The 19,569-nt window shown below is 70.9% G+C and carries 26 protein-coding genes and 1 tRNA gene; 19 read left to right on the top strand and 8 right to left on the bottom strand.

Annotated elements, in window-relative coordinates:
• The first annotated feature begins 6 nt into the window (after positions 1 to 6).
• The 4 genes from J2S57_RS26225 to J2S57_RS26210 are packed head-to-tail and all read left to right on the top strand — an operon-like array spanning position 7 to position 1,685.
• Entirely contained in the window at positions 7 to 186 is a 180-nt protein-coding gene (locus J2S57_RS26225; RefSeq protein WP_307247718.1) for a DUF2273 domain-containing protein, read from the top strand.
• A complete protein-coding gene (locus J2S57_RS26220; RefSeq protein WP_307247716.1) occupies positions 179 to 586 on the top strand; it encodes an Asp23/Gls24 family envelope stress response protein in 408 nt (135 codons plus the stop codon). Before J2S57_RS26225 ends, J2S57_RS26220 begins: the two co-directional genes overlap by 8 nt.
• A complete protein-coding gene (locus tag J2S57_RS26215; RefSeq protein WP_307247714.1) occupies positions 583 to 1,125 on the top strand; it encodes a DUF6286 domain-containing protein in 543 nt (180 codons plus the stop codon). The genes J2S57_RS26220 and J2S57_RS26215 overlap by 4 nt, the downstream gene beginning before the upstream one ends.
• The gene (locus J2S57_RS26210) at positions 1,122 to 1,685 is read left to right on the top strand and encodes a hypothetical protein (protein WP_307247712.1); all 564 of its coding nucleotides are present in this window, start codon (positions 1,122 to 1,124) and stop codon (positions 1,683 to 1,685) included. The genes J2S57_RS26215 and J2S57_RS26210 overlap by 4 nt, the downstream gene beginning before the upstream one ends.
• Positions 1,686 to 1,755: 70 nt before the next feature.
• Here J2S57_RS26210 and J2S57_RS26205 read toward each other — a convergent pair whose 3' ends face one another.
• The 3 genes from J2S57_RS26205 to J2S57_RS26195 all read right to left on the bottom strand — a co-directional run bounded on the left by J2S57_RS26205 (position 1,756) and on the right by J2S57_RS26195 (position 4,302).
• Entirely contained in the window at positions 1,756 to 2,631 is an 876-nt protein-coding gene (locus J2S57_RS26205; protein ID WP_370882708.1) for an SDR family oxidoreductase, read from the bottom strand.
• Complete coding sequence (locus tag J2S57_RS26200; RefSeq protein ID WP_307247708.1) at positions 2,628 to 3,356, bottom strand: SDR family oxidoreductase; 729 nt, start codon at positions 3,354 to 3,356, stop codon at positions 2,628 to 2,630. Before J2S57_RS26200 ends, J2S57_RS26205 begins: the two co-directional genes overlap by 4 nt.
• Before the next feature lie 106 nt (positions 3,357 to 3,462).
• Positions 3,463 to 4,302: a helix-turn-helix domain-containing protein gene (locus tag J2S57_RS26195; RefSeq protein ID WP_307247706.1), complete on the bottom strand. Its 840-nt coding sequence runs from the start codon at positions 4,300 to 4,302 to the stop codon at positions 3,463 to 3,465.
• A 136-nt stretch (positions 4,303 to 4,438) separates the two neighbouring features.
• Between J2S57_RS26195 and J2S57_RS26190 the strand changes: the two genes are divergently transcribed.
• Together J2S57_RS26190 and J2S57_RS26185 are read left to right on the top strand one after the other, a co-directional pair.
• Positions 4,439 to 4,969, top strand: coding sequence for a DUF6924 domain-containing protein (locus J2S57_RS26190; protein ID WP_307247704.1), 531 nt, complete (start codon positions 4,439 to 4,441; stop codon positions 4,967 to 4,969).
• Between the two features lie 113 nt (positions 4,970 to 5,082).
• Positions 5,083 to 6,156, top strand: coding sequence for a Gfo/Idh/MocA family protein (locus J2S57_RS26185; protein ID WP_307247702.1), 1,074 nt, complete (start codon positions 5,083 to 5,085; stop codon positions 6,154 to 6,156).
• Between the two features lie 61 nt (positions 6,157 to 6,217).
• Here J2S57_RS26185 and J2S57_RS26180 read toward each other — a convergent pair whose 3' ends face one another.
• Complete coding sequence (locus J2S57_RS26180; RefSeq protein ID WP_307247700.1) at positions 6,218 to 7,060, bottom strand: helix-turn-helix transcriptional regulator; 843 nt, start codon at positions 7,058 to 7,060, stop codon at positions 6,218 to 6,220.
• Positions 7,061 to 7,234: 174 nt separating this feature from the next.
• On the opposite strand from J2S57_RS26180, the gene J2S57_RS26175 reads away from it, so the two are divergent.
• On the top strand, positions 7,235 to 7,702 hold the full coding sequence (locus tag J2S57_RS26175; RefSeq protein ID WP_307251118.1) for a PGPGW domain-containing protein: 468 nt from the start codon (positions 7,235 to 7,237) through the stop codon (positions 7,700 to 7,702).
• Here the strand turns inward: J2S57_RS26175 and J2S57_RS26170 are convergent.
• Both J2S57_RS26170 and J2S57_RS26165 read right to left on the bottom strand, forming a co-directional pair.
• On the bottom strand, positions 7,692 to 8,984 hold the full coding sequence (locus J2S57_RS26170; RefSeq protein ID WP_307247698.1) for a GAF domain-containing protein: 1,293 nt from the start codon (positions 8,982 to 8,984) through the stop codon (positions 7,692 to 7,694). The two genes, J2S57_RS26175 and J2S57_RS26170, sit on opposite strands and share 11 nt — an antisense overlap.
• Positions 8,985 to 9,281: 297 nt before the next feature.
• Entirely contained in the window at positions 9,282 to 10,256 is a 975-nt protein-coding gene (locus tag J2S57_RS26165) for an amidohydrolase family protein (protein WP_307247697.1), read from the bottom strand.
• Between the two features lie 76 nt (positions 10,257 to 10,332).
• On the opposite strand from J2S57_RS26165, the gene J2S57_RS26160 reads away from it, so the two are divergent.
• A complete protein-coding gene (locus J2S57_RS26160) occupies positions 10,333 to 10,872 on the top strand; it encodes a TetR/AcrR family transcriptional regulator (protein ID WP_307247692.1) in 540 nt (179 codons plus the stop codon).
• Between the two features lie 8 nt (positions 10,873 to 10,880).
• Positions 10,881 to 11,474 carry a YciI family protein gene (locus tag J2S57_RS26155; RefSeq protein WP_307251116.1) on the top strand — a complete coding sequence of 198 codons (594 nt, stop codon included), beginning with the start codon at positions 10,881 to 10,883 and terminating at the stop codon, positions 11,472 to 11,474.
• A gap of 4 nt (positions 11,475 to 11,478) precedes the next feature.
• On the opposite strand, the gene J2S57_RS26150 is transcribed toward J2S57_RS26155, so the two are convergent.
• Positions 11,479 to 12,618: an MFS transporter gene (locus J2S57_RS26150; RefSeq protein ID WP_370882508.1), complete on the bottom strand. Its 1,140-nt coding sequence runs from the start codon at positions 12,616 to 12,618 to the stop codon at positions 11,479 to 11,481.
• Between the two features lie 13 nt (positions 12,619 to 12,631).
• Positions 12,632 to 13,894, bottom strand: a complete 1,263-nt coding sequence (locus J2S57_RS26145; protein ID WP_307247688.1) for a tyrosine-type recombinase/integrase — start codon at positions 13,892 to 13,894, stop codon at positions 12,632 to 12,634.
• A gap of 95 nt (positions 13,895 to 13,989) precedes the next feature.
• Between J2S57_RS26145 and J2S57_RS26140 the strand changes: the two genes are divergently transcribed.
• The 10 genes from J2S57_RS26140 (at position 13,990) to J2S57_RS26095 (ending at position 18,897) form a co-directional block, all read left to right on the top strand.
• A complete protein-coding gene (locus J2S57_RS26140; RefSeq protein ID WP_307247687.1) occupies positions 13,990 to 14,211 on the top strand; it encodes a hypothetical protein in 222 nt (73 codons plus the stop codon).
• 141 nt (positions 14,212 to 14,352) lie between these two features.
• Complete coding sequence (locus J2S57_RS26135; protein WP_307247686.1) at positions 14,353 to 14,709, top strand: hypothetical protein; 357 nt, start codon at positions 14,353 to 14,355, stop codon at positions 14,707 to 14,709.
• Positions 14,710 to 15,435: 726 nt separating this feature from the next.
• On the top strand, positions 15,436 to 15,960 hold the full coding sequence (locus J2S57_RS26130; RefSeq protein ID WP_307247684.1) for a hypothetical protein: 525 nt from the start codon (positions 15,436 to 15,438) through the stop codon (positions 15,958 to 15,960).
• Complete coding sequence (locus tag J2S57_RS26125) at positions 15,957 to 16,181, top strand: MerR family transcriptional regulator (protein ID WP_307247683.1); 225 nt, start codon at positions 15,957 to 15,959, stop codon at positions 16,179 to 16,181. The genes J2S57_RS26130 and J2S57_RS26125 overlap by 4 nt, the downstream gene beginning before the upstream one ends.
• A gap of 134 nt (positions 16,182 to 16,315) precedes the next feature.
• Positions 16,316 to 16,390, top strand: a tRNA-Met gene (locus J2S57_RS26120).
• Positions 16,391 to 16,418: 28 nt separating this feature from the next.
• Positions 16,419 to 17,189 carry a M15 family metallopeptidase gene (locus J2S57_RS26115; protein ID WP_307247682.1) on the top strand — a complete coding sequence of 257 codons (771 nt, stop codon included), beginning with the start codon at positions 16,419 to 16,421 and terminating at the stop codon, positions 17,187 to 17,189.
• Between the two features lie 2 nt (positions 17,190 to 17,191).
• Entirely contained in the window at positions 17,192 to 17,596 is a 405-nt protein-coding gene (locus tag J2S57_RS26110) for a hypothetical protein (RefSeq protein ID WP_307247681.1), read from the top strand.
• Entirely contained in the window at positions 17,593 to 18,039 is a 447-nt protein-coding gene (locus J2S57_RS26105) for a hypothetical protein (protein ID WP_307247680.1), read from the top strand. Before J2S57_RS26110 ends, J2S57_RS26105 begins: the two co-directional genes overlap by 4 nt.
• Complete coding sequence (locus J2S57_RS26100) at positions 18,039 to 18,605, top strand: hypothetical protein (RefSeq protein ID WP_307247679.1); 567 nt, start codon at positions 18,039 to 18,041, stop codon at positions 18,603 to 18,605. The genes J2S57_RS26105 and J2S57_RS26100 overlap by 1 nt, the downstream gene beginning before the upstream one ends.
• Before the next feature lie 13 nt (positions 18,606 to 18,618).
• Positions 18,619 to 18,897 carry a holin gene (locus J2S57_RS26095; protein ID WP_307247678.1) on the top strand — a complete coding sequence of 93 codons (279 nt, stop codon included), beginning with the start codon at positions 18,619 to 18,621 and terminating at the stop codon, positions 18,895 to 18,897.
• Positions 18,898 to 19,569: the final 672 nt, after the last annotated feature.

Here is a 19,569-nt window from a genome sequence, read left to right as displayed (position 1 = left end):
GAAGACATGGCTACCTCGACGATCGGTCTGCTCGCCGGCCTGCTGCTCGGAGTGGCAGCGGCCACGGGCGGCTTCTGGGGATTCCTCATCGCGGTGGTCCTCGGTGTCGCCGGCTACCTGGTCGGCGGGCAGTACGACCGCGAATTCGACCTGAACCAGCTCCTGCCGGGGCGTCGTCGTGACTGAGACGACGCTGCAGCGGCCGGTCACCCCGGCCGCACCCCGGCCGGATTCCGCCGGGCGCGGTCACCTCACCATCGCCGACCGGGTGATCGAGAAGACCGCCGCTCGCGCCGCCGCGGACATCGCGTCGGTGATCTCGTCCCGCTCGTCCCTCCGGCACCCGGTCGCGGGCGCTCTGCCCCGGGCCGACGTGCGCAGGAACGGGCGCCGGGTCCGCGTCCGGGTGCTCATCGCCGTCGCCTGGCCCGCCTCGCTGCCCGAGGTCGCCCGCGCCGTGCGCAATCACGTGAGCCGCCAGGTGCAGACCCTGCTCGATCTGCCCGTCGAGGCGGTGGACGTCATCGTCTCCCGCGTCGTGTTCGAGTCCGGGACCCCGGACGACGAGGACCGGAGGGTCCGATGACCGCATCGACGAACCGGGCCCCGGCCGCGACCGGCGCCCTGGAGGCCACCGCGACCTTGCTTGCGCTGCTCCTCGGGGCCGTCGGCGTGGTCGCGGTCCGCGACAGCCTGGTCCAGGCCGGCGTCCTGACCGGCACCACCTGGACCGGCACTGTGCTCGAGGGGCTCGACGGTCTGGGCCCGCAGACCTGGGCGGTACCGGCCGGAGCGGCCGTGGTCGTGGCCGGTCTGGTGCTCCTCGTCGTGGCGTTGCGTCCCCGTCCTCGGGCCGGGCTCGCCCTCGCCCGCGCCGAGGGCGTCTTCCTGCGCCGCCGGGACGTCGGGCGGCTGGCCGCCCGGTCGGCACGGGACGTCGCCGGGGTGACGGCCGCCCGGGCCCGCCACCGCCGTTCCGCGCTCAGGCTCACCGTCGTCGTGGACCCCGGGCAGCCCCGGGAGCCCGTCGAGACGGCCGTCCGCTCGGCGGTCGAGGAGCGTCTGCGGGTGCTCGCCTCGCCGCCCCGGCTGCGGATCTCGACCCGGGCCGGTGGTTCCCGATGACCCGCTCCGCGCTCGACCGGGTCGTGACCGCCGTCGTGGCCCTCGTCCTGGTGGCCGGGGGCGTCACCATCGCTGCCTGGGGCACCCGGCGCGTGCCGGACCTGCGGGGAACGATCGACCTCGGCCGGCTGCGCGAGACCACCGCCGAGACCTGGTGGCCCTGGGCCCTCGGCGCGGCCGGGGTCCTGCTCCTCCTGCTCGCCCTGCGCGGGGTGTTCGCCCACCGCCCGGCCCCGGGCGCCGGGCGGATCCCGCTGGCCGGCAGCGGCCCGTCCGGGCGGCTCTGCGCCGAGACCGGTCCCCTGGCCCGGGCCGGAGCCCAGGCCCTGGCCGCCCGCACCGGCGCCCACTCGGCCCACGGCCGGCTCTTCCGCGAGCGAGGGCGCTTCACGGCCCGCATCCGGGCCTCGGTCGGGGCCGACGCGGACCTGGAGGCCGTCGCTGCCGGGTGTGCCGAGGTCAGCCGGGCGCTGCGGGGTGCCGGAGGCCGTGACGACCTGGACTGCCAGGTGGTGCTGCGCCTGTCGGGCGACCGGGAGCGCCGCCCCCGGGTGCGGTAGGCGCCGCTCTGGCGGTCCGGCAACGGGCGGCCCCGGACCCTCGAGGACCCGGGACCGCCCCGGCGTACGGTCACACCGGCTTCAGCAGGTCACCGAACCCGAGGTTGCGGTAGAAGTCGCGCCGCACCCGGTCGCCGATACGGAAGATCTCCTCGGCCCCGTCCTGCGCCGGGTCGACGTACAGCCGGAACGGCCTCTGTCCCTTGGGAAGACCCACCACGCGGACGATCTCGCGGGCCACCTCGCCCGGGTCGGCGTCGGCCGGCGACTCCTGCGCCTGACGGGCCAGCAGCTTCTGGACGTCCTCGCCGTACTCCGCCTCGTACACCCCGGCCACCTCGGCGTCGTCGGGCGTGCCGGCGTGGGCGTAGTGGTTCGTGCCGGAGGTGAAGGAGCCCGGCACCACGATCACCGAGTCGATCCCGAACCGCGAGACCTCAGCCGCGATACTCACGGCCAGTGCATCTTCCGCCGCCTTGGCCGCGAAGTACGGCCCCAGGTAGGGCGGCGTGCCCCCGCGCGCACTCGTCGAGCCGACCCAGACCAGCAGACCGTCACGCTGACCGCGGAACACCGGCAGCACGGCCCGGTTCAGGCGGTGTGTTGACAGCACGTTCGTGTCGTAGATCGAGGCCACCTGCTCGACCGTGAACGCCTCGGCCGGGCCCAGCGTCATGTGCCCGGCGTTGTGCACCACCACGTCGACCCGGCCCGCCTCCGACATCACCCGGGCCACCGCCGCGTCGACCGACTCCTGTGACGACACGTCCAGCTCGACCGCCCGCGCGCCTTGCGCCAGCTTCTCGAAATCGGCTGCCGACGTGACGTTACGACCGGAGAGGCCACGCATCCCGGCGTAGACCGTGTGCCCGGCCTCCACCAGCGCTTGCGCGGTCATGGCCCCGAAACCGCTCGAGGCCCCGGTCACGATGACGACACCCATCAGACGATCCCTCCGTTCACGTAGACGACCTGCCCGTTGACCCACCGCGCCGGTCCGGCCAGGAACGACACGGCCTCGGCGATGTCCTTCGGCTCCCCCAGGCGCTCCAGCGGCGCCTGGGCGGCCAGGTGCTCGACCACCTCCGTCGGCTTGCCGTCGAGGAACAGCGGGGTGGCCGTCGGGCCCGGCGCCACCGCGTTCACGGTGATGTCGCGGCCCCGGACCTCCTGCGCCAGGATCCGCGTGATCCCGTCCACCGCGGCCTTGCCCGCCACGTACGCCGAGTACGTCGGCAGGGCCAGCTTCACCACCGACGACGAGAAGTTGATCAGTGCCCCACCGCTCCGGAGACGCTGCACCGCAGCCTGACTCACCACGAACGTGCCCCGGACGTTGACCCGGTACATGGCGTCCAGGTCATCGAGCGACAGCTGTGCCAGCGGCGACAGCCGCATGATCCCCGCGGTGTTCACCACCACGTCCACACCACCGAACTCGGCCTCGGCAACATCGAGAAGCGCGTTCACCTCGGCCGGCTCGGCCACGTCCGCCCGGGCCGCCACGGCGCGCCCGCCCGCGTCCGTGATCGCCGTGACCACGTCGTCCGCACGCTGTGAACCGCCGGAAAAGGTCACCAGCACACTGATTCCGTCGGCGGCCAGGCGCTCGCTCACCGCCCGCCCGATGCCACCGGAACCCCCGGTGACGATCGCGACCCGATCCGTCATCCTGCCCACCACTCCTCAGACGATCCGTCATCCCTTGCGTTCACGAGACAATCGGGGACGTGGTGGTCCCGCAATCCGAAGACGTCCGGATCCCCTGAGGTTGCGGTCAGATCCCCCGGGATTGCTGCCGGTAGGCCCGTGGGGTGCAGCCGTACTCGCGACGGAAGGCCGCCGCGAACTGACCGGCACTGCGGTAGCCGCACCGGATCGCCACCGCCGCGACGCTCTCCGGGGTCATGCTCAAAGACCGTGCCCCCTGCCGCAGGCGCACTTTCGCCAGGAAGCGGGCCGGGGTCTCGCCGGTGGCCGAGCGGAACAGGCGCAGGAAGTGGAACTTGCTCAGCCCGACCAGCGCCGACAACTGTTCCAGCGTGACGTCTTCGGACAGATGCTCGTGCATGAAGTCGACGACGAGCCTCACCTCACCGGCGCTGAGAGCACCGGCGCGCACCGGGCTCACCGCTCGAGCGCCGACCCGGTGCACCAGGTGCGCCACCAGGGCTGCCGCCACCGCGTCCGCGTACAGGGCCGGCGCCTCGTCGTCGAGGGCCGTCGCCAGGGCCTGCACCGATGCCGTCACGTAGGGATCGTCCAGGCTCAGGGCGTCGGGGGACGCGGCCCCCGCGGGCACGAGCGCGGGGTCGAGGTGAACGTGCTGCGAGCGCATCACCACCGGGGCGGAAGCCCGCCAGCGCAGGACGTTCTCGTGACCGGGAGCCGTCACGCCGACCGAGCCGGGCCGGTAGTCGTCAGCGCGCCAGCGGCCACCGGCCCGGCTCTCGATCCGGTAGCGGCCGGTGGTCACGCGCACCAGGGTCAGGGATTCGCCGCGGGTGTGGAAGGCCTCGGTGACGAAAGGGTCTTCGTACTCCTCCAGCCTGACCCCGTTCCAGCCCAGGTGCGAGCTGGAACGCAGAAGGCGGGACGGCAGACCGGGTCGGCTCATGCGTCCATGATCGGCGATTTCCCGGGGGCGCGCATCAGCCTGGTGCGATGCCTGGTGCGACCGTTTCGCACACCACCCGTGCACGTCAATTTCCGCCCCTGTGAACCCTCCACCGCAGCCGGTGCGTAGCCCTGACATGACCAGTCACGAACCCGCGCCGGCGCGGGCCGAGGACCTCGAGAGCCGGGCCCTGTCCGGCGTCTTCTCCCGCGAGATGCTCGGCTGGAAGGACGACCTCAGCCTCCGGCAGCAGTGGCCCGACCCGGGCCGGGCCCCCGCTCCGTCGCGGGAACACCAGGAGGATCAGGCCTTCCTCTTCCGCACCGATTTCAGCGACGACGAGGCCTGGGCCGCCATGATCGACCACATCGACCGGGCTTGGGAGGACACGGGCGGCACGAGCGTCAACCTGGTGGACGACCCCGCGCACCAGGACGCGGATCCGGCCGCTCTGCCGGGGATCGGCTACTACTTCGTCTTCGACGCACACGCCTGCCGGGGCGAGGGTTTCCCGCTGCTCGTCGTCAGCACCGATCCCGAGGACGACCCGTCGTCGTTCCGGGCCACGGCCGACAGCATCCCCACGCTCGACGCCAATCTCAGCATCGGCAACGTGCTGTTCGAGGAACTGATCGACACGACCGACGACGACGGCGTCTACCGCTAGCCGCACGACTGGCGGCCAACCTGGTCAGCGCCTGCCCAGGTTCGGCCGGACCTGGCCCGCCGGCCCCGGGTCCGGTTGCCTGGTGGCACCCGTCACCACAACCGAAGGACGTCATGAACCAGGTCATCCGCGTGGGGATCATCGGAGCCGACACCCGGGCCAGCTGGGCGCAGCTGTCCCACGTGCCCGCCGTGCAGGCTCTCGACGGCTTCGAGCTGGCCGCCGTCGCCACCCGTCACGAGGACAGCGCCCGCGCCGCGGCCGAGGCGTTCGGGGCCGGGCGCTGGTACGCCGATCCCCTGGCCCTCATCCACGACGAGAACATCGACATCGTCACCGTCGCCGTACGGGTCCCCGCGCACCGCGCCCTCGTCGAGGCCGCCCTGAAGGCCGGCAAGGCCGTCTACTGCGAGGCCCCGCTCGGCATCGACCCGGCCGAGTCCCGGGCGCTCTCGGCGGCGGCCGGGAACCTGCCCACCGCCATCGGGCTGCAGGGCCGGCTCAACCCGTCCGCCCGCCGCGCCGCCCGGATGATCACCGAGGGCGCCCTCGGGCGTCCCCTGACCGCCCGGATCGTCTCGACCACCAGCGCCTGGGCACCCGCCACCCTCTCGGCCTACCGCTACTTCGAGGAAGCCTCCTCCGGCGCCAGCCTCCTGACCATCACCGCCGGGCACACCCTCGACCTGATGGAGACGGTGCTGGGCCCGGTGACCGAGGTCCAGGCCCACACCCCCACCCTCTTCCCGACGGTCACGGCCGTCGACACCTCCGACCCCATCGAGCGCGAAGTTCCCGACCACGCCGACATTCTCGGCTCGGCCGGTAACGGCGTGGCGTTCACCGCGTCCGTGCTCGCGGGCGTGGCCGCCGACGACGCCGAGTTCGACTTCGTGGTGCGGGGGACGCAGGGATGGTTGCGTCTGCGCGGCGGCACGCTGTTCGGCGTGCAGGGTGGCGACCTCACCCTCACCGCCAGTGTCCCGTTCGAGACCCCGGACTCCCCCGCCGTCCCGGACTCCGGCCCGGCCCTGAACGTGGCCGAGGTCTACACCCGCCTGGCCGCCGACCTGCGCACCGGCTCCCGCACCGCGCCCGGTTTCGCCCTCGCCGCGCGCAATTCCGCGCTCATCGAGGCCGTGGCCGAGGCCGGGCGCACCGGGAACCGTCAGATCGTCCCGGTGTAGAACCCTGGCCGGACGCGCGGCCGGACGCACGGCCGGACACTGGTGAACGCACGCTGCCCGCTCACGGTGCGTCGGCGCTCTCGGTCCCCCAGGACCGGAGCATCGGCAGCATCCCGGCCGTGGCCGAGTCCGGCTCGACCGTGTAGACGATCAGGCGCTGGTCGCGGTCGTGAGGCGTCGAGACCGCCTCGATCCCGAAGGTGAGCAGCCCGGCCCGGGGATGGGCGATGCGCTTGCGCAGCGAGGTCTGGTCGGCGACGGTCTGCTCGTCCCACCACCGGCGCAGCCGGGGGTCGGCGTCGGCGCGCACATCGTCGACCAGGGCGAGCGTCTCGAGGTCGGGGGTGTGCCGGCCGAGCTGGTGGCGCAGCGTCCCGACGGCCCCGCGGGCGAACTCGTCCCAGTTCTCGATGCGGGTCCGCGCGGCCGGGTCCAGCAGCAGCCAGCGCCCGAACGAGAAGCCGGGCTCCAGGGTCAGACCGAGCACGGCCTCCAGCGGGCCGCCCCAGGCCAGCACGCGCGAGAACCGGTCGAGCAGGAGCGTGGGCACGTGGTCGAGGTTGGCCATGAGGCGCAGCAGTCCCGGGTCGGGCTGCTGCGGGGCCGGACGCGGTGGGCGGCGCCGGGCCGGGACCGCGAGCTCCCGCAGGTGTGCGTGCTCGGTGGCGTCCAGGCGCAGGGCCCGGGCGAGCGCGTCGCAGATGTCGTCGCTGAGGGCGCTCTGGCGGCCCTGCTCGATCCGGCTGTAGTAGTCGGCGCTCAGCCCGGCCAGGAACGCCACTTCCTCCTTGCGCAGACCGGGCACGCGCCGCGGTCCGGGGAACGCGGTCATACCGGCCTGCGACGGCGTGATCCGGTCACGGCGTGAGCGCAGGAACGCGCCGAGCTCGCTGCTCCTGTCCATGGGCCTCACGATACGGCGGGACCGCGAGGGCCGGCCCGGTCCGGCCAGGCCCAGGTTCGCTACCGCCGGATCGGCAGTACGGTGCTGGTCAGCCGCCGATCCGGACGGCCCGGACCGAACCAGAAGCAGGTGCCCGATGATTGTCTCGACCAAGCCCGGGGTGTCGCGGTGAAGATGCCCGGCGGCGCGATCAAGAGCCTGGCCCTGCAACTGGTGGGCTGGGTCCTCGTGCTCGTCGGCATCGCCGCGCTGGTGCTGCCCGGCCCCGGGCTGCTGGCCCTGTTCGCCGGCCTGGCCGTGCTCGCCACCCAGTACGAGTGGGCCGAACGCCGCCTGGAACCGGTGCGCAAGGCCGCGCTGCGCACCGCCGCCGACGGCGTCTCCAGCCCGCTGCGGATCGGCGCGTCCGTGCTCGGCATCGCCGCCCTGATCGCGATCGGCGTCGTCTGGGGCCTGCGCCCGCCGGTGCCGGGCTGGTGGCCCCTGGCCGAGCGCTGGTGGCTGCCCGGCGGCTGGGGCGCCGGTGCGTCACTGATCTTCTCCGGCCTGATCGCCGCGGCCACGGTCGTCTACTCGTACCTCAACTTCCGCGAGATCCAGGACGACGAGGCGCGCGAGAACGCCGCGGACCTCAGCGGTTGAGGTAGGCGGCCAGCCCGTCGGTCTGCTCCTCGGCGATGTACGCGGTGCGCACGTTGAACAGCGCTTCCTCCGCGTGGATGAAACACCCCCAGGCCGCGTCGCCCCACGAGTCGGTGATCTTCAGCTCGACCGGGGCGGTGCATCCCACCCGGGCCCCGAGCTGACAGCTCCCGGGACGCGAGAGGCCCGCCTGGGCCGCCGCCGCGTCCCGCATCTGACCCCCCAGAGCCGCGGCCGCCGATGCACGTTCCTCGGCCTCGGCCCGCAGCTTCTGCTCCGCCTCCACCGCCTCGGTCAGGGCCCGGTGCGCCGCGGCCGCCGACGCCTCGGCCACCGCCTTGCCCAGCTCGATCCGGTGCCGCTCGATCGCCAGCGCGGCGGTGCCGGTGAACACCCGGGCCAGTGCCAGGTCGCTGTCCTGCGGCGCCCGGGGGACGCGGTGGTACATGGCGAACGTGCCCAGCAGACTCCCGTCGCGGGCCAGGATCGGGGTCGACCAGCACGCGGCCAGCCCGGCCCGCCCGGCCACGTCGCGGAAGTCCACCCAGAACGGGTCGTTCGCGATGTCGGTGACCACGACCGGTTCCCGCCGGTGCGCGGCCGTCCCGCACGAGCCGATGCCCTCCCCGGTGGCGATGCCGTCGATGGCCTCGTTGTAGAAGGCGGGCAGGCTCGGGGCCGTCCCGTGCCGCAGGTGCGTGCCGTCCGGATCGGCCAGCAGCACCGACACGAGCACCCCCTGCGCGGTGAGACCCTCGATGCAGCGCGCCATCCCGTCGAGGACCTCGGTCAGCGGCGCCTGCCGGGCGATCTGCTCCAGCAGCGACTGGTGCTCGAGCATCAGCTGCTGAGCGTGCCGCACCTGGGTGGTCTCCACCCCGATCAGCTGGATCCCGATGACGGCGCCGTCCAGGCCGCGACGCGGCTCGTAGGTGAAGTCGAAGAACGCCTCCTGCGCCCGCACCCCCGCTCCCAGCACCACCCGCACGTCCCGCCCGGTGTACGCCTGCCCGGTGCGGTACACCTCGTCCATCAGCGCGACGAACCCCTGCTCGGCCAGCTCGGGCAGGCACTGCGCGACCGGCAGCCCGGTGCGCGCCCGCTCGTGACCGGTCGTGGCGAAGAACGCCGCGTTCGCGCTCTCCAGCACGTGCTCGGCGCCCAGCATCGAGGCGAACACCGCGCTGGACGAGCCGAACAGCTCGCGCAGGTTCTGCCCGGCGCTCGCCGGGCCCGCCGTCGTCGCGTGCGCGGCCCTGGGCTCCTGGGGATTCGCCGTCATGGCTTCGGTTCCTCTTCTGCGCACACCAGTCAAGAACGCCGGTTTTGCCCCTCCCAGTACGTTTTGGTGCTGGTCGGGCCCGGCGGGTCGGTCGGGTAAAGGTAAAGGATGGACGCCTCGGTAGCCACAGGACCGTCCCCGCCCCTTCCGGTCGGGTTCCCTGCGCCACGAGGCTCGGGCCGGAATGCCGGACACCGACCCGACCCGCCCCGCCCCGCCCCAGCCGGTACCGCCGTCGCGACCGGGCGCGCCCGCACCGGACAGCCCAGCCGAGGCCGTCGTGCACGAGACCACTCGCTAGAGCCCGAACAACCGCCGCGCGTTGCCCGAGGTGAAGGCCTCCCGGTCGGCGTCCCGCTCGAACTCCCGCACGAAGTCGGCGATCTCGGCGCGGGTCGGGCGCTGGAACGGGTAGTCGGTGGAGAAGAGCAGGCGGTCGGGCGTGGTCACCTCGAGGGTCTGGCGCAGCAGGGCCGGGCTCAGCATGCCGGAGGCGGTGATGAAGAAGTTCGAGCGGATGTACTCCGACAGGGTGCGTTCCAGCTTCGCGGCCCGGGCCAGGCTGTTGGTGCGCTCGCTCCAGAACGGCAGCAGTTCGCCCCAGTGGCCGAGCACGATCCGCAGGTCCGGGTGCCGGTCGAGGGTGCCTCGGGCCACGAGACGCAGTGCGGCCAGGGCGGCTTCGAGGTGCCAGCCCCAGCCGAACGTGGCCAGCGCCAGGTCGGGCAGCTCACCCAGACCGCTGTAACTGGCGTCGCGCACCGCCGGGGGCGGGATCTGCGGGTGGATGAAGACGGGCTGCCCCAGCGCGGCGGCGGTGGCGAAAAGGTCGTCGTAACAAGGGTCGTCGAGCGGGACGTCACCCGTGCGCCCGTAGACCATCGCCCCGACGAGCCCCAGGCCGGCCGCCCGTTCCAGTTCGCCCGCCACGGCGGCGGGCTCGGCCATCGGCAGCGTGGCGAGTGCGCGCAGGCGGGTGGGGTGGCGGCTGACGGCCTCGGCGGCGGTGTCGTTGAGGACGCGGCTGAACGAGAGGGCGTCGGCGGGGTCGAGGGGTCCGGTGGCCGGGGGCGCCAGTCCGAGGATCGAGATGTCGATGCCCTGCTCGTCCATGGTGGCGATGCGGCCGTCGGAGAGGTCCTCGAGCCGGTCCAGGTTGTCGTGCATCTCGTTGAAGGCGAGGCTGGCGTCGCGGCGCCCGGCGGGCAGGGCCTTGAGGGCGGCGGTGAGTTCAGGGGTGGTCCAGTGTTCTTCGATCGCGATGAGGGGCACGGTGACAGCCTTCTTTCGCTAAACAGGTGTTGAGCGAAAGGTAGCACGCTCGCTGAACGCTTGTAGAGTGAGCCGTATGGCTGGCACGAGCAGGGACGCGGCCCGCGCCCGCACGGCGCAACGGATCCTCGACGCCGCCCGCGAGGAGTTCGCCGCCCACGGCTACAAGGGCGCGACCGTCCGCGCCATCGCCGAGAAGGCCGGCGTGCACCCGTCCCTGGTCATGCAGCACCACGGCACCAAGGAGCGTCTCTTCGCCTCGGCCGCCCGCCTGCCGGCCGACGACGAGCAGGCGGCCGCCGAGCACGTGAGCGACGTGCTCGGCGCCCGCCTCGACGACCTGCCGCCACAGACCCGCGCCCTGATGCGCTCGATGCTCACCTCTCCCGAGGCCGAACGCGCGATGCGTGACCACCTCGACCGGCGCGTCCTCAATCTGAGCGCATCCCTCGAGGGCGACGACGCCGAGACCCGCGCCCTGCTGGCCGTGTGCGGCATACTGGGCCTGACGGTGGCCCGGCACTTTCTCAAACTCGAGGCCTTCGAGCGGATTTCGGACGACGACCTCGCCGCGGCCGCCTCGGCGCGGTTCCTGACCGGAAAGGCTGGGGACTGATCGTGCCCATGGAGTTCTTCTGCCTGCACCGAGACCGCCCCGGGAGCCTGCCCCTGCGGGAGGCGCTGCTGCAGGAACACTGGTCTTTCATGGACCGTTTCGCGGAGACCATGATCGCTCGCGGCCCGGTCTTCGATCCCGCCGCGCACCCCGGGAGCCCTCCGGTCGGCAGTGTGCACATCCTCGGGCTGCCCGGCCCGGCCGCCGCCCGGTCCTTCGCCTTCGACGAGCCGACCTACCAGGCGGGCGCCTACCGCGACGTCCTGCTGCGCCGCTGGCGAAACCGGCTGGGCCGCACCATGTGGGAGTTTCCCGGCCGCCGCGAGGCCGGTGAGCGCTTCCTCGTGCTGGGCCTGGGGCCCTCCACCGAGGCCAGCCCCGAGACCAGCCCCGAGACCAGCCCCGCGCCGGATCGGGTTCCCGACGTCGACGGCCTGATCGCGTACGGGCCCCTGCTGTCGGACGACGCCCGGACCTGGCTGGGCACCGCCGCCCTGGTTCAGGCGAGCGACGCCGGGCAGGCGGCCGGCCTGCTGGCGCCCGACCGATACGCGTCGGTGGAGACGTACACGTGGAGGTTCGGCGGCCGTCCGGAAGCCTGAGCGCTCACCGCGCGCGGGTGCTGAGCCTCCAGACGAGAAGGGCCGCGAGACAGAGCATTCCCGCACTGAGCGCCAGTGAGGTGTGCACGCCGACCACGGCCCCTGCGGCCCCGACGGTGAAGCCGCTGCCCAGGCGCAGCCCGCTCGACGACATGCCGTACAGGCCCAGTACCCGGCCGCGTTGGGCCCGCGGGGCCCGCAGCTGCACGACGGTCTGGGCGGTGGACGTGGCGACCAGGTTCGCGACCCCGCTCACCACGAGCATGACCAGGGCGAGGGCGTAGAAATCGGTGACCGCGAAGACCACGGTGCTGGCGCCGTACAGCACGGTGGCGAGCACGGCCGCGGGCACGCTGGCGCCGATCCAGCCGGTGGCCTCCAGCACCAGACCGCCCACCACTCCCCCGGCGCCGGCCGCGAACAGCAGCACACCGTAGGTCGTCCCGGCGTTCCCGGCGCCCAGGTCCTGCGCGAAGACCGGCATCGTGGACTGCAGCGACGCCCCGACGAAGAACGCGCCCAGCCCGGCCAGCAGGATCATGCCGACCAGCAGCCGGTCGTCCCGCACCTCGCCCAGAACCCGCACGGTGTCCCGGAATCCGAACCGCGCAGGGCTCAGGTCGCGCCGGTGCCCGGTGTACCGCGTGCGGAACAGGAAGATCGTCAGGGGCAGGTAGATCGCGATGTTCGCGAAAATGCCGCCGGTGGGCCCGAGCCCGAGCAGCAGGAGCGAGCCCACCGCGGGGCCGCACAGCACGCCCAGGCTCTTGAAGGTCGCGTTCAGGCGCACCGCGCTGGGCAGGGCCTCGCGGCCGACGAAGTCGTGCAGCATCATCTGCTCGGCCGGCCCCCACAGCACCCCGGCGCAGCCGTGCAGCACCAGCAGCACGCAGGCGTGCCAGATCTGCAGCGAGCCGGTCAGGAACAGCACGCCCCAGGCCGCCGAGACCAGCATGAACAGCACCTGCCCGGCCTGGATCACGCGCCGGCAGTCGTAGCGGTCGGCGAGCGCCCCGGAGGCCAGCGAGAAGAGCAGGAACGGCAGCCAGTGACTGACGACCTGGAACCCGGCCAGGGCCGGGGAGTGGAACTTCTCCCACAGGATCCAGTAGGTGATGACGTGCTCGATGTTGTCGGCCATCATCGGAAACCCCAGGTCAGGGCACTTGCGGCAGCGCTGAGGGCACGGACAGGGCACGCTGCGCCACGTGTCCCCTCCAAGCCCCGTCCACGGCATCCCGCACCGCTTCGTCCACGACCTTCATCAGATGCCCGTACGTCTTCTCGATCTGACCGATCGTCGAGTGCCCCAGGCGCCGAGCGATCGCGAGAAGCGGCACATTCATGCCGATCAGGACGGACGCATGGTGGTGCCGGAAAGCATGGCTCCGGATCTCGCCCAGCTCGTCGAGCCGCGCGAGCCTCGACAACTCCCAGCCCGAGTCTTCCTCCCCGCGCGCGACCCGCTCTCGCTGGGCTGCCTCCATCTCCAGAGCGGCATCCCTGGCGGCCTTCTCCAGTGCCGGCTTGTACTGGTCGTACTTCACGGCCTCGCCGTCCAGAAGGCAGAGCCAGCCGTCTCCAGGATGGTCAGCAAGCCAGGACTCAAGCTCTCCGGCGAGAACCGCGCCGATGACGACGTCTCGTCGCGACGCCCCGGTCTTGAGCTTGGCCCTGGCGCCCGGCGTTCGGCTCTTCGCCTGCTTGCGGAACCGGATCGCGCGCTGCTTCAAATCGATGTCCGACTTCAGCAGGCCTAGGACCTCGTGTACTCGCGCTCCGGTGTGCGCCTGGATCGTGGCAATCAGCCGCATCACGCCTTCGAGGTGCGCCAGGATGCACGCCACCTCAGGCACTTCCAGCACCACGATCGCGTCTGCCTGATCATCTTCGGGAGGCTCGTCGCCTGCGATATAGATCCTGTGCGCTGCGGGCGATGACGGGATCCGCTTGTCCCGCACTGCGATTTCCATACCGCGGCGGATCAACCCAAGGCACGCCTCTACGGCGCCCTTCGAGTTCCCCTCACGCATCTCGTTGGCCCAGGTTTGCACCTGGGTCCATTGGACGTCGAAGGCTGGCGTGCGTCCGAGCTGTGTCGGCACGATGTGATTGCGCCACCTGCTGCGCATACACAAGATCGTGTTCTCGGCTAGCTGCGGGACGCGCAGCGTGATGCTCTCACCCGCGAGCTCGGCGACGGTGACCGTCCTGTCCCACAGGTCTTCTGGCGTCGGCGGCGGTTCAGGGATGCGCTTCTTGCGCTCCTCGTCCTCGGCGTGTTTCTCGGCGTCCTTCTTTCTGAGGCCGTCCTTGAGCAGGAACGTCTTCTTTCTCCCCTGGTCATCCTCGTCACGCCAGCGCGCCAGGTAGCCGCGCACCTTGCCCTTGCCGTCGTACAGCGTCTCGACCGATCCCATGACACACCCCTCACGCGTCGGCGCAGTTGACCGTCCCAACGGTAGCCCGTACCGTCCCGACAGGAGCCCAAACGAGCGAAAGACGGGTGTGAGACATGGCCAGACCGAAGCCCAAGGGACTCTGGGACATCACCGACCTCTGCGAGAGGTATGCCGTCCGGAAGGAAGAGACCGTGCGCGACCGGATCCGCGCCGGCCAGGTCCACCCGGGATTCCTCATCGGCCGCTACCGGTACTGGCACCCCGACGAGGTCATCGCTTTCGAGGTCGCACTAGGGCGAAGGCAGGCCAGTCAGACCCTGCGCAAGGCGGGCTAACACAGAAGCCCTTTTGACTGCCATAGACTGCCGACACTCGTCAGTGCACACCCAGGGAGCCCGCATGCCGTACCTCGCTGCGCCGAAGCTGATGTCAGACCTGCTGGCGTGGGCGAGTCATAGAGAGGTCGGCTGACCGCCTTGACCACCCTAAAGCGCCGCCTGGCCCGACAAGAACGCTTCCCCCTGCGCTCGGTCATCCCTCAGTCACTCGCTGGCGAAATCCACTGGGGCGACGTCTTCCGCAGCGACCCGGGCATTCTCTGGGCCACGCCAGTACCCGTCCGCATCAGTCGCCGGCCACCCATTCCCATGACCCGCGCACAGTCCCGGGCCTACAAGCGGATCCAGCGGGTGAGGCGCATCGAGGGCCAAGAGCAGAGACTCCGCGAACTGCGAGGAGCTCGTCGCCAGAAGGCGCACGAAACGGAACTGAAGGCGATGCTCACCGATGCGTTCGCCCGTCATCCCATGTTGCCTGCACCGGAGGGCCAGTGAAGACAAAGGATCTCGGCCCCACGGCCCGGATGATCGGTCGGTCACGCTGGCCCGGATGCGGATGCCGGCGTCACTGCGCTGACCGTGATCGTCGATCCGGACCAGTGCGGGCGTGGGAGAAAGCGGCCACAAGGAAACTCGGCCAGGAGAACGAGCAGGAGAAGCGATGAGCGCGACGCACACCCGGACCCACGTCACCGTGGTCTTCGGCGACCCGTTCCTGGCCTGCGACCAGTGCGGGCGACGAGCACGAGGCTTCCACGACCCCGAACGTTGCGGTTGTGAAGAGGGTTTCGAGAACGACCCCTGCGGCCACCACGCCGAGGTCACGTCCGTCTGTCCGTCTTGGACGCCCGTCGGGGGAGACGATGGACACGGCGCCTGCCAATGCCTCGAATTCCTCGGGCGCGTTGACCACCCGGCGGTCCTCGCTTGAGCCTCCACTGCATCCGCGGCTGCGTCGTCCCCCGCCGGCACCTGCAGCGCACCTGCTCGTGCGACTGTCACCAGGGCGCTGACGGCGTGTACGCATGCTCAGTTGAGGGCGGCTGCTACGAGCAGCACCAGCACGACGATGAATGCACAGGCTGCTCGCCGCGTCTCGCTCACGTCGGGCAGCTCTGCATCCACTGCCACGGCCGGCTCACCGAGGCCGTCGGGAAGATCCCCGACCTGATCGAGTGGCTCCGGGCATGCGTCGAACCAGGGGCAGTCCGACGAGACGACATGCCGCGGGCTGCGGGCAAGCACTCTCCGGCACCGCTCAACCTTGACGCAGTCGACACCGCGGACCGCCTGTACGCGTCGCTCGCCGACTGGCACGAGACCGTCACCGACGAGCTCGACCTGTCGCCCTACATGCCGACCGCGTACGTCGCCGGGAAACGCCTGCAGGGCATCTCGACCCAGCATGCCCACTCCGCCGCGACGATGGCCGGCAGGATCTCGACGCACCTCGACCGGGCGTGCATCTATGAGTGGTCCGGCGAGATGGTCACCGAACTCTGCGACGTCGTACGCGCCGCACTCAAGCGGTACCCCGACGAGGAACGCCCGCTCTATCTGCCGACCCCGTGCCCGGCCTGCGACATGCTCTCGCTCGTACGCACTGCACCGCAGGCATTCATGGGACGGGCTGTCATCTCGTGCCGCACATGCAAGGAAACCATCGCCGAAGACCTCTACGCCTGGCACGCGCGGAGAGTCCTCGAAGAGATGGCCGAACGCGAAGAAGACGAGGTGCCCGCATGATCTGCTACACGATCGACCAGGCCGCTCAGCGGGTCCATCGCACGCCCGAGACGATCCGGCGGTGGATTCGGCAGGAGATGCTCGTGGCAACGTTCGAACCCATCACCGGGATGCGGTACGTCCAGGAGGAACACCTGCTCGTGGCTGAACGCGAAAGCCGCCTAGGGAAGCGCAAAGGCCGCTGGACGAGTGAACGTCAGCCCGAACGCGTCGCCAGCTGACCGGACGACGTGACAGGTGGCAACGGAGTGTGTACTGTCACCTTCAACATGCGACTCGTGTAGGTGAACACCCCCCGCGAGCAATCAAACTCGGAACCCCCTCGTTAACCCCCGTGGCGAGGGGGTTCCGTCATGTCCGGGTAGAGCAGCTAGGTCAGCTCGTCCGCCCCATAAGCCGAAGGTCGCAGGTTCGAATCCTGTCCCGGCCCCCCATGCCCAACACGTAGGAGGGCCAAAATGGCGACGTCCTACAACGGATGGACCGTCCGAGACCGCGGCCAGCTCATCTGGTTCACGGCAGCCGGCGGGTCCTTCGCCGCAGCCAACCGGGACGTCGCCGTCATCGGCGAATACCTCATCACCCGCTTCGATCGCGAGGTCGAGAAGGTTCACGGCCCCGTCCTCGACGACTGGTCCTACGCCGTCCGCAACGTCCGCGGCTCGACCACCTCAATCTCCTGCCATGCGAGCGCGACCGCCTGGGACCTCAACGCCCTCAGGCACGTCCGAGGCAAGCGAGGCACCTTCACCGCCAAGCAGGTCCGCGCGCTCCGCCGAATCCTCGCCGACATCACCGACGACCGAGGCGACCGAGTCATCCGCTGGGGCGGCGACTTCTCCACCGTCGTCGACGACATGCACTTCGAGGTCGTCGCTGGCGAGCGTTCCGTCCGTCAGGCGGCAGACAAGATCCGGCGACTCACCCAGGAGGACGACGTGACCCCCGAAGACCGCAAGGCCATCGCTGAGCAGTCCGCCAAGCTCGTCCTGGCCGGCATCCGCGACATGCTCCTCACCGACCGGATGGTGCCCAACCAGAAGGTCAACGATGACGACGCCCCCGCGCGCGACATGACCATCGTCGGTGCGCTGTCGAACGTCGAGCTCAACCAGGACCAGCAGATCCAGAACGACGGCGCACGGCACAAGCTCGTCACCGCTGGCATCAACGACATCAAAGCCGCGCTCGCCAAGGCCACGGGTAACCCGCCCGGCGCCAAGCAGTAGCCATGCCCCAGCGTCTCGCCCTCGGCTGGATCGTGCAGGGAGTCGCCGGCGTCCTCGGACTTGGCGGCCTCCTGCTCGGGGCGGGACTCGTCCTCGGCGGCAAGGAACGGTTCGGCGGGCCTAGCTTCAACACAGCCCGCGCGCTGCCCGGAGAGCAGGACACGTGGGGCGGCGCTCTCGTCGTCCTCGGGCTCATCGTGCTGTGGGCGACATTCGGCAAGGCGCACTACCGGACCCTGAGTGCGACCCTCTTCGCGGAGGGCGTCTGGTTCATGTTCTTCGCGCTCTCCCTGGCCCAGGCGGCTATGCAGATCCCTACCGCCGCAGCCACCGGACCATTCGCGTACGGGATGCTCGCCGGCTCCTGCATCGTCCTCGCGGTAGGCCTGCGCAGGCTCCCCCAGTGAGACGGTTCGCGAAGACCCTCGCGCCGCGACCCGCAGGCCCCGTCAACGCTTTCGAGGCGACCGTCCTGCTGTCCACGTCAGCGCTCGGCATCAGCATCCTCACCGGCCTCGGATCGTCCTCGAGCATCCGGCAGAGCCTATCCCCGACTCTGGCGTGCATCTGGGCGACGCTCTACGCGCTCGGCGGTGCAGTCGCATTCGCCGGGCTCATGTGGCGCAACCCGTTCACTGGCGTCGAGATCAAACGCGTCGGGCTCGTCGCGCTCTTCTTCGGCGGCGCCATCTACGCCCTCGCGGCCTTCGAACTCGGCAGGCGCGGCGTACCCACCGCGATCCTCCATGGGGGAATCGCAGGAGCCGCAATGACGCGGCTCGTGCAAGTCACACGGAAGCTGAGGGCCGCACGCCGGCACTTTGGGGGCTCTGGCGAAAGCGGGACCTGATGCACCTGTCGGATCTTGCCTACCTCGCCGCAGACGCTCCGCCCGCCGAAACCGGCAGCCTCTCAGACCTGATCATCCGACTCCTCGTTGCTGCCGGAGCCACTGGCGTCCTCGCCACCATCCTCGGCGCCTGGTTCTCCCGCCGTAAAACCGCCGCCGACGCCCGCGCCTCCCAAGCCAGCGGAGACGGCGCCTGGGCCAACGCGGCGGCAACGCTCACCGGATCCGCGCTGTCGCTCATCGAGCCGTACAGGGCGCAGATCGAGCGGCAAGAACAACAGATCGACCGGCAGGCGCAGCAACTCGGGCGCCAAGACCACTCCCTCGAAGAAGCCCGCCGGCAGATCGACTCGCTCGCGCTCAGGATCGACCGCCTCGAAGCAGACCGCGAACGATCCCAGCAACGCGAAACCGAACTCACCGACCAGCTCGCCGACACCCGCTCCGAACTCACCGAGCTCCGTACGTGGGCCCAGGCCGCATGGGCGCTCATCGCCAAGGCGGGCCTCGAAATGCACGAGCCGCCAGCACGCAGGCCGCCACGACAGCGGCCACCCGCCGACTAGCCAGGAGAACATCGTGGCCACCTTCACCCGCACCTTCTGGCGAGACGCCGCCGAGCGATCCGCCAAGACCGCCGCCCAGTCGACCATCCTCGCGCTCGGAGCCGGCGCCATCGACGTCTGGTCCGTGCCCTGGGTCGACGCTCTCGGCTTCGGCCTCGGTGGTGCCGTCCTGTCGCTCCTCACGTCCGTCGCGTCCGCCGGAGCCGCATCCAACGGCACTGCATCGCTCGTGCCCGAAGTCACCGTCGCCGAGCCCACCGACGACCCCGACGCCGGTACGCACATCCTCTAGTGGACGCCGATCCGCGGTCTCGCGAGCCGCGGTTCTTCCGTGGCCTCGTGCTGGGACTGCTGATCTCCGCGCCCATCTGGGCTGTCGCCATCATCGGCGCGTACTACACGTGGAAGGCCTGATGGAACGCGGGCAAGCATTCGTCGTCTGTTGCCTGCTCTCGATCGCCATGCTCACTGTCGGGCTGCTGCTGTTTCAGCACTCGCAGCCAGCCGTCTGACCATGGCCCGCTGGTCCGTCTGCTCCAAGCCCGGCTGCCCCAACGTCTTCCAAGGATCCGGCCGCTGCCCCGACTGCAAGGCCGCAGCAGACATGGCCCGCGGCAACGCCACACAACGCGGCTACGGACGCAGACACCGCAACGATTTCCGCGCCGCCGTGCTGAAGAAGAACGGCGGCATGTGCGCCTGCGAAGGCTGCACCGCACCAACCAACAGGCACGTCGGACCCTGCACCCTAAAGGCCACCGTCGCCGACCACTGGCCGCTCTCCCGCCGCGAACTCGTCGACTCCAAGCTCAACCCCGACGACCCGCGACACGGACGGCCGCTCTGCCACCCATGCCACTCATCCCACACCGGGCACGCACAACCCGGCGGATGGAACGCCGCATAACACTCAGACTCCTCGGGCGCCGGACTGAACCCGCGCTCCCTGGTCGCCAACGCAGAC

This window comes from Kineosporia succinea, assembly GCF_030811555.1.
GTDB lineage: Bacteria > Actinomycetota > Actinomycetes > Actinomycetales > Kineosporiaceae > Kineosporia > Kineosporia succinea.
Note: the sequence above shows the minus strand (reverse complement) of the source record. Positions and strands in the feature narration are given on the sequence as shown.